Genomic DNA, 12,976 nt, shown 5'->3' on the forward strand with positions numbered 1-12,976 from the left:
AGTCGAGTGGGAGATGAAATTGTTGAACTATAGAGCTTTGCGGATTGGCGCAATTGCTGCGCTACTCGGGGCAGGCATCGCCGCCTGCGGCGGTGTCGACGACAATCAAACTGCACTGCAACCGCCAGCGCAGCAACCCCCGGCGCAGCAACCCCCGGCGCAGCAACCGCCAGCGCAGCAACCCCCAGCGCAGCAACCCCCAGCGCCGCAACCCCCAGCGCCGCAACCCCCAGAGCCGCAACCCCCAGAGCCGCAACCCCCAGAGCCAGTCACGGTTTCCGTGATTGGATTGAACGATTTTCACGGCAATTTGATGCCGCCGTCGGGTGGCGTGGTCATGGAAGACCCAGCGAAGCCTAAGGGAACCACCGTGTCGGCTGGCGGTGCCGCCTACCTGGCGACATTGATCAACAGCCTGAAAGCGCAAAATCCGGGCAATACTTTGGTCGTTGCTGCCGGAGACATGATTGGTGCGTCGCCGCTGATCTCGGGGGTATTTCATGATGAGCCAACCATCGATGTATTGGGAAAGCTCGGGTTGGACATTTCCGCGGTAGGCAATCACGAGTTCGATAAGGGCCGAGACGAAATACTCCGCATGCAGAACGGCGGGTGTTTTCCCGCTTCAGCAGACGGTTCGGCCGGCGTGGTTGGCGGCGACACCTGTATGGATAACGGTAGCTTTAGCGGGGCGAAATTCCATTACCTGACGGCTAACGTAGTCGATAAGTCGACTGGCAAGCCCTTGTTTCCCGCATATGAAGTTCGTACGGTAGGCGGTGTGAAGATCGGCTTCATTGGTTTGACGCTGGAAGAAACGCCTACGGTGGTGACAGCCTCTGGCGTGGCGGGCCTGCGATTCCTGGACGAGATCACGACCGTCAATAACCTTGTTCCAGAACTCAAGAAGCAGGGTGTTTCCGCCATCGTGGTGTTGCTCCACAACGGCGGTCGTACCAAGGCTACCTTCGTCAATGACAAGACTTGCCCCGGGTTGAACGGCGACATCGTTGGAATAGTCGACAAGCTCGATCCGGCGGTTGATGTCGTTATCAGTGGCCATACTCATCAAGAATATGTCTGCACAAGAAATGGGAAGCTGCTGACGCAAACCGGATTGTATGGGCGAATCGCAACAAAGGTCGATTTGACTATCGATCCAGTCACCAGAACTGTCCTCAAGAAGGATGCCAATAACATCGTCGCAGTCAACGATGTCGGAATACTGTCTGGTGGGAAACCGGTTCCCCTTCCCGACGGTGTCGTTCCTTTGGCTAAAGACAGTGAAATCGACGCCCTCGTGCAGAACTACGAAAAACTGGCTGCCCCGTTGGCTGGAAAGGTGGTCGGCAAAATCTCTGAATCTCTGTTTAAGAAAAAAAATACGGCGGGCGAGTCGACGCTTGGCGATGTTATAGCGGATGCCTTCCTGTTTGGTACGTCAGACGCTTCGTTCGACAAACCGGCACAAATCGCCTTCACCAACGGTGGTGGCGGTTTCCGCAGCGACTTGAAAGAACTGGACGTGACTTTAGGCGCGTTGTATAGTGTTCTGCCGTTCAGCAATAGTGTCGTTTTGATGGATTTGACAGGAAATCAATTGCTGAGATTGTTAGAGCAGCAGTGGGAGGCCCCGAACTCAGGTAATGGTCGCGTCCTCGAGGTTTCGGATGGATTCACCTATACCTGGGACGTAAATCAGCAAGAGGGCGCTGAACCTGGAACGGGTAAGCGCGTCGACACCGGGTCGATGCAGTTGAATGGTTCGCCGATCGAAATGGACAAAATCTATCGCGTGGCCGTCAATGATTACATTGCAGGCGGTGGCAGCGGTTTCACTGTGCTATTAGACGGCGCCAACCTGGAGCAAGGCGGGATCGACCTGGACATTGTGGCCGCTTATTTCGAGGCCAAGGGTATCGTCGCTAAACCTACTAGGTTGAATAGAATTAAATGTGTAAACAAGAAGGGATGCGGTAACCCATGACGATCAGGGGCGGCTCAATGCCGCCCCTGAACGCTTGAGGAATCTCTGTTTTCCTGTGGCGTTTTAGTCCGGGTGCCGGTGGCGACATGACCGGTCGTGTCAGGTTAAATGCGTGGCCGCAGCATTCGGTGCACCGCATCCAGCGTTCGGCGACGTATCCATCCGCTCGGCAGCCGGATCGCCCACCAGTAGGGCGTCATTCGCCTCCGGGTCTGCGAGTCTGGACAATGAACGAACGTTTCAGTGCGTAGCGTCCGCAAGCCGTCTGGCCGGTCAAGCACGAGAAACCGCAATACCAGTTTCGCGTTGCCCGGTGTGACGAAGCGAGAGAACGCGTCTGCGTCGGATAGCGTTGCGAGTTGCATGCCGGCGCGCCAGAATTGGCCCGCAAGGCCGAGCGACAGTTCGCGCTGCGTCCGCCGCAACGGCGTAAACGTCGAAAATCCGAACCGTTCCGTCTCCTCCGAATCATCGCGTCCATACAGTCGTGCGGGCAACTGGCGCACCGCGAGTAGCGTGCGCGTCACGCGATCGTCTTGCATTTCGATTGCTTCGACGGCCGCGATGATCTCCGCCGGCGTGGCGCATAAAGGTCGCGAGTCGTGCAGTTCGTGAAAGCAGTAAGACGGCAGAAACTCCGTGCCGGGCGGGCCCTCATGTGTTGTTCTGTCGATCATGTCGCAGGTTCATTGTTGTCGTCGCGAGGAAGCCGGACTAAACGGATCGGGACACCGGCTGCGCGCTACAGTATGCGCTTTCCGATCGGGGAGTTCAGGGAGGAGATTGGCTCAAGCGCGTCACGGCGAACGGTCTTCGACATGGGAGCCCTCCGATTCCGTCATTTGCCGCACGATGGCCGCCATACTCAAGCGCAGTCAGCGAACGCCATGCATCGGCGTTTCAAACCATCGCAGCCGAAGTAAATCGAATACCTGATCAATCTGAATGCGCCAATAGCGACTCGAAATCAAGCGGCATCGCTGCTTCAGATATCGAGCTACAAAAAAAGACCGCCCCGGGGAGGGGCGGCAAACTCCATGAGTACGCACTCGTAGCCAGCCAGAATGGGAGGTATCTGGCTGCTGTCTCAGTATAGGTGGGTGCGAACATCGGCTGCATGGGACTAGTCCGAAAAACGAAGTGGTAACCCCATTGAAGGTGCTGGAAGTGCCGCAGGCGATGCGGAACCCGCACTCGCATCGCCGCAACTATTGATCGATAGTTCACCGTATCGTATCGTGCGACACGTTCGGTATTCCTCAAAAGGGCGGGCCGATTATGTCGTTTATTGGGGTGAATAATGCGAATCGGAATATCGGCGCTGAGTCGGGCGGGCCAGAGCATCTGGCAAAACGGGCTCGGTCAGAATGTAATTTTTTTCGCGCAATTGCTGCTGCGTCTACCACGGGTGAAATCAGTCGTGCTGATCGATGTCGGAAGCGAGCGCAAGCTGCCGTGTGATCTTGAACGGTTTGCGGCAGGCGTTCGCATCCTGACGCAGCAAGAGGCAACCGACGAGGTCGACGTGATCGTCGAAATGGCCGGTGCGCTCGACAACGAATGGCTCGACCTGATGCGCGCGCGCGGCCGCAAGGTCGTCTATTACTGCTGCGGCCAGCCCTACGTGGCGCTGGTCGAGTCTGCGGTGTTCGAGCGGCAGGTGAGCACAACGCGCCCGGATCGCTGCGATGAGGTGTGGCTGCTTCCGAAGGATCACCTCATGCAACCCATGATGCGCACGATGCACCGTTGCCCCGTGCATGTCGTGCCATTCATCTGGCATGCGGGTTTTCTCGACGTCCGTATCGCCGAGGCGGCCGGCTATGGCGTGCGATACGGCTACGATTCCGGCCGGGAAGCACGCGAAAAGCAGGGCGGCGGCCTGCGCGTAGCGATTTTCGAGCCCAATATTTCTGTTGTGAAGGCGTCGAGTATTCCAATGCTCATATGCGACGAGGCCTATCGTGCCGACCGCAGCAGTGTGAGCGCGATGCACGCGCTGAACACGTTTCACATGAAGGATCATCGGACCATGCTGTATCTGGCGAATTCGCTCGATCTCGTGCGCGAGCATCGGGCCACGTTTCATGGTCGCCACGATATCGTCGGCTTCATGGGGCAACATGCTGACGCGGTGGTCGCGCATCAATGGGGCAACGAACAGAACTACAGCTATCTCGACGCGCTCTACGGCGACTATCCCTTGATACACAATTCGCCCTGGCTTGCGGACGCGGGCTACTACTATCCGGGTTTCGACGCGCTTGCGGGCGCGGCACAACTGCTGGAGGCCGTCCGCCATCATGAAGCGAGGATCGACGATTATCGCGCGCGCTCGCGGGCTGTTTTCGAAGCCGTCAATCCGTTCAACGAGGCCAATCTGGAGGCTTACGCCATGCGTCTGCAGGCGCTGGCAGGCAACAAGGCGTGGGAGAACGCGGCGTGAATGACAATGCAAAAACGGCGCGCACCGTGGGGCGCGAGCTGAAGGTCGGCGTTTCGCTCTTCGTGCGCAAGGGAGAGCAATCGTTGTGGGAAAACGGCATCTTCCAGAATTGCCTCTTCCTCGTGATGTTGCTGCAACGATTGCCGCAAGTGAGTGAGGTCTATCTCGTGGTCGGCGGCGGCGACGGCGATCTGGACGACGCGCGGCGTTTCGTCGAAGAGTCGCCCGCGCCGATGATCGATATGAGCGACGCCGCCAACCGGCTCGACCTGATGATCGAGATGAGTGCGCAGCTCGACCGCGAGTGGATCGCGCGGTTTCGCGAACGCGGCGGCCGGGTTGTGTCGATGCGTGTCGGCAACGACTACGTGATCGATATCGAACGCATGATCTTCGACAAGCCCCATGCGCTGCTGATCAGCGGTGCGGCGTACGACGAAATCTGGACGCTGCCGGAGTACGAACACAGTTGCAAACCGTACTTCCGAAGCGCGATGCGCGCTCCCGTTCGCATCGTGCCGCATCTGTGGAGCCCGTTGGTGCTGGACCGCGCGGCGGCGAAGCTGGACGCGGATACGCCGTTCGGCTATCAGCCAGGCCGCCGCCGCTGGCGGGTCGGCATATTCGAGCCGAATATCTGCATGGTCAAGACAGGGCCGTTACCGATGCTGTGCTGCGAAGTGGCGCACCGCGCAAACGCCGACATACTTGAGCACGTGTGGGTGTACAACGCGATGAAGCTCAAGGAGCATGGCGGGTTTGGCGTATTTGCGCGGAGTCTCGACATCGTGCGCCACGGCCTGGCTTCGTTCGAAGGCCGGTTCCCGTTCTATCAGGTGATGGCATCCTATGTGGATGCAGTGGTGACGCATCAATGGGAAAACGCGCAAAACTATATCTATTACGAAGCGTTGCACGGGGGCTATCCGTTGATTCACAACTCCCATTTGATCGCGGATTGCGGTTATCGCTATCGCGATTTCGACTGCGAAGAGGGTGGACGCGCGCTTCTGGACGCATTCGCGCAACACGACCGTAATCTCGACGCCTATCGGCGCAAGTCGCAAGCGTTCCTCGCGACGCTTTATCCCGATCACGAGGCCAACCTGCAAGCCTACGGGCAGGCCATTGGGGCGTTATTCGACGACGGAATCTGAGGATGACGGGGCCGCATCGCGCATCGTTCGGGTAAGTCATCGGGGTGAGGCGTTTCCGGACAGAACGGGATATCGCAGGCGTTGAGGTTCTTCCAGGAAGTCAAATAGTAGAACTGATGGCAACCCGCGAGTTTGTCAGCGACTTGTTATGAGATTGTAATGTCCGGATTGTTGGGTTACCATCTGCCGAATGTTGCATGGGTGGCTGGAATGCCACCTGATCCGATAACCCCATATGTTGTTTCGGTTGTTTCGGGGGTTTCGACTCACACATTGAGCGTGCAGTCCCGATCCAGACTGCGTGCGTCTCTTATTCGGAAATGATTCGGACAAGGTCCTGAAACCGGATCAGGCGACTACATTTTCGTTGTCCGAAAGTTTTACCCCCAGAGCCGGAACCATGAAAATCGACGTCATTCTTGCTGACGACCATCCCGCGTTGCTGGCCGGCGTCAGATATACGCTGGAGTCCACCCGAGGGATCGACGTGATCGGTACGGCGGGGAGTTCGACGGAACTGATCGACCTGCTCGACGATGTCACCTGCGACGTGCTTGTGACCGACTTCTCCATGCCCAACGGCGAGCACCGCGATGGCATCGCGCTGTTGTCGTATCTGCGGCGTCAGTGGCCCGATCTGAAGATTGTCGTGCTCACGATGATCGACAACCCTGGAATCGTGCGTGAAGTCGCAAAGCTCGGCGTGCAGTCGTACATCCGCAAATCTGACAGTCTGGAAAATCTCGTCATGGCTGTTCATGCCGTGTTCAACCACATGATCTACTTTCCCGGCGCGGCTTCGCGGTCGGAGGAATCGCTGCGGCCGCTCAGTGGCGGCGCACAGAATCAGGCGGCGCTGTCGAAGCGGGAGAAGGAAGTCGTGCAAATGTACGTGGCGGGCGTATCGATCAGCGAAATCGCGCAGCGATTGAATCGTGCGGTGCAGACGGTCAGCACGCAGAAGCAGATGGCGATGAAGAAACTCGGCATTGCCCGCGACGCGGAGTTGTTTCGTTATGCGTGGGAGTGCGGCCTCATTGTCGATGGCCGCCCCGGAAGTGATCTGTGAGCAGACCAGGACATGTCCTGGCTGCTGAGGGCTGGCTTTAGTATCGGTCTGATATCGAACGGCTGGCCTCATTGCAATACTGGCCCGATCGCAACGTTGGCGGCATTGGCGGCATTGTCGGCCTGGCGCGTCGTCTGCCTGAACCGAATGGCAAGATCCCACTGCTCGCGCGCCGCTCGGCAAGCGTCCATCCCTGGAGCAAACATTGAACAGGCGAGGTCACTTGATCTACAGTGAATTTAGCGCACACCGAATCCCTGGACCGGCCCGCCTGGAGCAGCTGTTATGAAGCGCCAGCGCATTGGCATCACCATCGGCCTGCACAGGCCCGACGAAACGCTCTGGAATAACGGTATCAAGCAAAATGCCGTGTTTCTCGCCGACGCCTTGCGTCATTGCCCGAGCGTCGCGAGCGTCGTGCTCGTCAATACCACATCCGTACCGTTGACATCGGCCCTGCCATGGGACCTGTCGCGTCATCCGACGCTCGACTTCAGCGATGCGAAAGACCAGCTTGACCTCGTCATCGAACTCGGCGGACAGGTGGATAGCGCGCGCACCGAATATCTCAAGGCGCGCGGGGTGCGGCTCGTGTCCTATTGCTGCGGCTTCGAGTACATCCACGCGGCCGAAGCGATGATATTCGGCAAATCGCTCTGGGGCGGCAACCTGTTCGTCAACGACCGGTACGACGATCTATGGGTCATTCCGCAGGTGGCGGGCAACAGCCAGAGCTATCTGGAGGTCATGCGGCGGCAGAACGGACGCGTTGTCCCGTTCGTATGGAGCCCGGAGTTTATCGAGGCCCGCAGCCGCGAATTTCCGCACAACGGCATTTATCGCGCACACGCCGGCTCTCGCCGGCTGACCGTGATGGAGCCGAATATCGACGTCGTCAAATTTTGCCTCTATCCGATCCTGATCGCCGAGCTGGTCTATCGCGAGCGGCCTGGCGCTATCGATCTCGTGCAGGTCGCCAACGCATTGTCGCTGGCGCAGGGGCACGTCGATTTCATCGCGCTGATGAATCAGCTCGATATCGTGCGCGAGCACAAAGCGGTGTTTACCGGCCATCACGACACGCCTACGTTCCTTGCGCAGAATACCGACATCGTGATTTCTCACCAGATGGAAAATCCGCTGAACTATTTCTATCTGGAGGTGTGCTGGCAGGGCTACCCGCTCGTCCATAATGCGTCGCTGTGCCCGGATCTGGGCTACTACTACGAGGGCAACAACGCGCAACGCGGCGCCGCGCGACTCATCGAGGCCATCGACTACCACGATCTCCATGTGGAGAGTTACCGCACCTGGCAGCGCCGCCTGATCGGCCGCTATGCGCCCGGCAATCGGGCAGTCGTGCGCACGTATCAGGCACTGCTCGATCAACTGTTGAGCCGTCCGGTGCGCGGCGCGAGCGCCGGGCAGAAATAGGCCGGGCAAACGGCGGAGCAAGCGGCGGAGCAGGCGATTGCGACGCGTGCTGCGCGTTCGGGGGCAGGTGTTTAGACTTGCGTTAGCTGCCTGAGCAAGAAATGAGGGAACATGAGCATGCCTTTCACGCCTTTGGGACGTCTGCGGCGCTACCAGGACTTACTGCTTCTGGGCGGCGGCGTCGTGATTACCTTGGTGGCGTTCCTGATGTTCGCAATCACATGCGTTTATGCGATACGTCAGTTCGTGGCGGCCGAGCGTCAAAATCTCGCGGAGGACAGAAGCCAGGTCGTGACGCTTGTGCAGGCCGTGGAAACGTCGCTGCGCCGCACGGTCAGCCTCTTCGAACTGTCATGGCCGACGTTGCCGCAAAACGACGGATTGGCCTACGCGGCATTCCTGCGCAACGGCAACCAGCTTTCCATCAAGAGTCCCGCGACATCGAGCGACGTCTATTTCGCTGCCTCCACGAAAGCCCTCGACGATCCATCCCTCGTGCGCCGCTATCTCGCGCTCGCGCAGTTGTTCGCGCTGAGCAACGCGTCGTCGTCGGTCGCCAACAACCTGGACATCTCCGGGTATATCTACAGCCCGCACGACGAGCTGATCATCATGCCGGCATCCGTCGTGCCGCTTGCGACACGTCCTCAAGTGGCCGAACTCATCGAGACGCTCAAGGTCGACCTCTCAAGGCTCACGCCGTCCGCCGAACAACGCCCGGGCGGCTTCCGGCGCGCTGTGTACTGGCTGCCGCCGTTCACCGATCCGCTTAGCGGCGGCAAGCGCGTACGGCTCGTTTCGCAGGCGAGCAGCCAGGGCGAGCCTTTCGCGGTGATCGCCATCGAATACGATCCGCAAACCTTTCTACGCGCGGTGTCCACGCGCGGGGAGGGCACCTACCTGATCGCGGGACCCGAGGGGCATATTATTGCGAGCCGCGACAACCAGAGTTCCGCCGAGGCTCAGGAGCAAACGTGGCGGCAACTGCGGCATCCGGCGTTTCTTGGCGGCGATGTGGGTTACGGCGGCGGGAAATTCGTGATCAAGGAGTCGATTGGAGGCACGGAGTGGACACTGCTTCACGTGTTTTCGTGGGACGACGTCGCAGCCGGCATCGCGCCGCAGGCGCGCACCGCGGCAGTGGCGATGGCCGTGATCCTCGGCGTCGTGTGGGCGCTGCTGCTGAGTTTTCGCAGCCGCGTTTTCGCCCCCTTGCTGCGCCGCTCAGAGCGCGTATTCGAAAGCGAGAACCTGAGCCGCACGGTGGTCCAGACAGTTCCCGTCGGTCTCGCGCTCATATCGCGCAAGTCCCGCGAGTGGCTGCTGGATAGCCCGGTCATACAGGAACTCGGGTCGCGGATCGAGCGCGGAGAGGCGGCTCTCGCGGATGCGCTGGTCGCGTGCTACGACGCGTTCGAGCGCGATCATCCAGCGGGCGGGCCGGTTGGCGTGCTGCGCCAGGACGTCGTTCTTCCCACGAAAGGCGGCGGCCACGTCGAGCTGGCTTGCAGCGCCTCGCAAGCGCGATATAAGGGCATTGACGTGCTGGTTGCGGTCTTCATCGACGTGACGGAGCGGCGGCGTCTGCAGCGCCAACTCAATGCGGCGCTGGAGGCCGCGGATTCGGCGAATCAGGCCAAGTCGGCCTTTCTCGCCGCGATGAGTCACGAAATCCGCACGCCGCTCAATGCGATCCTCGGCAACCTCGAACTGCTTGCGCACTCACCCTTGACGAGTGTGCAGCATGACCGGCTTGCCACGGTGCGCGGCGCTTCCGCTGGCTTGCTCGCGGTGATCAGCGACGTTCTCGATTTTTCGAAGATCGAAGCCGGTGAGATGACGCTCGAGCAAATCGAGTTCAACGTGCTGGAGCAGATCGAGTGCGTGCTGGGGATTTTCGAGCCGCTCGCGCGGGCACGTGGACTTGGCCTTTATGCCCGCATCGACATCGCCGCCGGGCAGACCATGTGGGGCGATCCGACGCGCGTGGGGCAGGTTCTCAATAATCTACTCAGCAACGCGATTAAATTTACCGAATACGGGTCCGTTACGGTGGCCGTGAGCATCGAGACGGCCAGCGACGGCAAGCAGCAGCTGGTGCTTGCGATTGTCGATACCGGCATCGGCATTTCACCGCAGCATCAGGATCAGCTTTTTACAGCGTTTTCGCAGCTTGACGCTTCGATTAACCGGCGCTTTGGCGGTACAGGACTTGGGCTTGCGTTGTGCCAGCGGCTCGTTCAAGCCATGCACGGGCGCATCGATGTGTCGAGCACGCCCAACGTCGGCAGCCGCTTCACGGTGTATCTGCCGCTCGGCGACGCAATCGCGGTGCGCAGCGACCCGCGCATCGTCGACGGGGCACGGGTGCTGTTCCTGAGTTCGGCGCGCGAATGGTGCGAGTTTGCGGTGCCCCATCTCGAACACTGGGGTGCGCAGGTGAATGTGCACCGGCATCCGGCGACCATCAAGGAGTCGGACCTCGAAACCGCCGCCGTGCTGGTGATCTGGGGCGCTCGCGAGCAATGGCGAGCCGACGACGAGAACCGACTCGTCGAAGACGCAACATGGGTGGTCGACGGCTATCCGGGCGGCCCGGCGAACGCCATTTGCACGGGCAAGATCGTGAGCGTGTCGTGCCTGAGTCTGAGCGGACTCGCGGCGAGCATGCGTGCGACTTTGCTGGGTGAGCCGTTGCCCGGCCCATCGGCTGCGACGGCCGGCGCGATTCGCGCGGATACGGTGGCGTCCTCGCGCGGTCTGAACGTGCTGGTGGCCGAGGACAACGAAGCGAACCGTATGCTGCTGGCGGAGCAGCTCACGTCGCTCGGCTGCCGGGTCACGACCGCGGCGAACGGCCGGCAGGCGCTCGAACGGCTCGACGACGACGACTGGGACGTTCTGCTGACCGACCTGAACATGCCGGGCATGAGCGGCTACCAGCTGGCTGAGACTGTGCGCACGCGCAAGCCTGCTTTACCGATTGTGGCGATCACGGCGCACGCCACGAAGGAAGAGCGGCAACGATGCGAGGCTGCGGGCATGACCCAGGTGATGACCAAGCCGATTTCGCGGCAGCAACTCAACGATGTGATGGGAGCGATTGCCGCGGAGCGGGGCGTGAAACTGATCAGCGTGTCCAACTCGGACGAAGCGAAGTTTCGTGGCCGCACCATGCCGAAACAGCTCTGGGAGACGTTCATCAAGTCGACGGCGGAAGCGGTATCGACCATGGAAACCGCTCAGGCGGCGGGCGATGTGGACGCCGTCCTGGCGCAGCTTCACTCGATACGCGGTGCACTGGCGGTGTTCGGTCAGGCGTCACTGGCGGCTGATTGCGCGCGGGTGGAAACGGTAATCAATCGGGATACGAGCGCGCCATTGCCGGACGATCTGAACGTGCTTTCGCAGTCTCTGCGGGAAATGCTTGATGGCGATGCTTAGTGGGCGGTAACGGGCAGTAGCGGTCAGCACGTGCGCGGGCGTTATCGGCGAGCTTTTTGAGCAGCGAAGCCGTTGGTGTACCGGCTTATGCGAGGAGCGCGTTGTCGTGCGCCATCATCAGCGTTCGCATGCTGTGCCACATTCCGTAATAGTGCACGATGAAGCTATCCGGGCGGCGAAATAGCCAGGGCGTGTTGACGCAGACCATATCCGATATCGCTTCATCCTGTAGCGCGCCGCTTTCTCTCATCGCGTTGATGAACTGAAGCTGATCGCCATCGCTGGAATAGACTCTCGATTTATCCGGCAACGCCGAAACGCTCGCCATAAGATCTTGCAGCATCGCGTCGTTGCGCGCCGTGCGCCGAAAACCCATCACACCCGAGTTAAAAGGCCACTGGCCGACATCATGTGCGAGCAGGTAATCGCGGCCCTCGAGCAACGGCTCCAGTTTTTTCTGCTGATCGGCGATCAGAACGTCGGCGTCGAGCCAGATGACCCACTCATGATGTTGCAGGTAACCGTGTAACAACCACGGCTTGAACCAGTTGCCGGACGCGTTCAAGCCGATTTCGCGCGGAATGTCGCGGTGTACATAAAAGGTATAACCCTGCGTCTCGCAGTAGCGACGGAAATTTCCCTCCGCAATGCGTGCGTAGCTTCCAATATTGGGTGTGTGGAGCGTCACTACCGCGATTGCTTTGCCAAGGTTGTAGGCACGACGATCCGCCGTTTCATTCGAGGAATCCGCAGCATATTGCGGAAATGAAAACATCGGTAAACCGGCCGCCTGAGCCTGGTTGACGTGCGCGATGAGCGCATCCCTGAAGCGTGGCGTGGTGCCTTTCCGTTCTGGCGATTGCGGCGCATCGTCAATACTGATAGCGAACGTCGGCACTCGGCTCCACATGGGATCATAGTTGTATCCGGTCGGCATGACCGGGCAAAGTCCGTTAAACAACGTCATGTAGTGTTCAGATTCGAAACCGGCGAATACGCCGGCCTCGGAGGGTAGCCGGTCGGTGAAGTCGATTCGGCATCGCTTCACGATCTGCAACACGGTCTCGCGTATGGCGCTCGTGTTTCGCCAGATCTGGACGTCGATTTGCGGCAGGGCATGCGTGGATGCGCGTACCAGAAGCACGTCGCGATCGGCCATGAGCTGCTCCAGAGCAACCGGCTCGATGATCGCCGCATCTTCACTGAGTAAAAGGATGAGTTCGTTGTGGTCCGCGCGTCGCAGCGTATTCAGCAGCGTTTCGTAACGGTAGAGTGCGCGCAACGGAAGCGCCTGAGGCATTGCGGATGCGTCGATTATCTCGTGGCGATAGCCGTGCGCGCTCGCGTAGTGTCGATGATTTGCAAGACTGGGCGCGGCATGCTGTCGAAAGTGGCTGAGGACGATCATGGTAGACGGGCCGTGCGTTTATGCGGAGTTT

General features: G+C 59.7%; 8 protein-coding genes. 6 read left to right on the forward strand and 2 right to left on the reverse strand.

Annotation, left to right across the window (positions count from 1 at the left end; translation table 11 throughout):
- Positions 1-13 precede the first annotated feature (13 nt).
- Positions 14-1,987: a bifunctional metallophosphatase/5'-nucleotidase gene (locus Q0L30_RS03010; RefSeq protein ID WP_296650980.1), complete on the forward strand. Its 1,974-nt coding sequence runs from the start codon at positions 14-16 to the stop codon at positions 1,985-1,987.
- 104 nt (positions 1,988-2,091) lie between these two features.
- On the opposite strand, the gene Q0L30_RS03015 is transcribed toward Q0L30_RS03010, so the two are convergent.
- A complete protein-coding gene (locus Q0L30_RS03015) occupies positions 2,092-2,514 on the reverse strand; it encodes a hypothetical protein (RefSeq protein WP_367277760.1) in 423 nt (140 codons plus the stop codon).
- 773 nt (positions 2,515-3,287) lie between these two features.
- Between Q0L30_RS03015 and Q0L30_RS03020 the strand changes: the two genes are divergently transcribed.
- From Q0L30_RS03020 to Q0L30_RS03040, 5 genes are all read left to right on the forward strand, one after another.
- A complete protein-coding gene (locus Q0L30_RS03020; protein WP_296650984.1) occupies positions 3,288-4,433 on the forward strand; it encodes a DUF2827 domain-containing protein in 1,146 nt (381 codons plus the stop codon).
- Entirely contained in the window at positions 4,430-5,590 is a 1,161-nt protein-coding gene (locus Q0L30_RS03025) for a DUF2827 domain-containing protein (protein WP_296650987.1), read from the forward strand. Before Q0L30_RS03020 ends, Q0L30_RS03025 begins: the two co-directional genes overlap by 4 nt.
- A 400-nt stretch (positions 5,591-5,990) precedes the next feature.
- Positions 5,991-6,659, forward strand: a complete 669-nt coding sequence (locus Q0L30_RS03030; protein ID WP_296650989.1) for a response regulator transcription factor — start codon at positions 5,991-5,993, stop codon at positions 6,657-6,659.
- Between the two features lie 285 nt (positions 6,660-6,944).
- Positions 6,945-8,093, forward strand: coding sequence for a DUF2827 domain-containing protein (locus Q0L30_RS03035; RefSeq protein WP_296650992.1), 1,149 nt, complete (start codon positions 6,945-6,947; stop codon positions 8,091-8,093).
- Positions 8,094-8,204: 111 nt separating this feature from the next.
- The gene (locus tag Q0L30_RS03040; RefSeq protein WP_296650994.1) at positions 8,205-11,537 is read left to right on the forward strand and encodes a hybrid sensor histidine kinase/response regulator; all 3,333 of its coding nucleotides are present in this window, start codon (positions 8,205-8,207) and stop codon (positions 11,535-11,537) included.
- 85 nt (positions 11,538-11,622) lie between these two features.
- On the opposite strand, the gene Q0L30_RS03045 is transcribed toward Q0L30_RS03040, so the two are convergent.
- Positions 11,623-12,945: a galactosyl transferase GMA12/MNN10 domain protein gene (locus Q0L30_RS03045; protein WP_296650996.1), complete on the reverse strand. Its 1,323-nt coding sequence runs from the start codon at positions 12,943-12,945 to the stop codon at positions 11,623-11,625.
- Positions 12,946-12,976: the final 31 nt, after the last annotated feature.

The sequence above is a fragment of the Paraburkholderia sp. genome (genome assembly GCF_024281035.1).
In the GTDB taxonomy this organism is placed as follows: Bacteria; Pseudomonadota; Gammaproteobacteria; order Burkholderiales; family Burkholderiaceae; genus Paraburkholderia.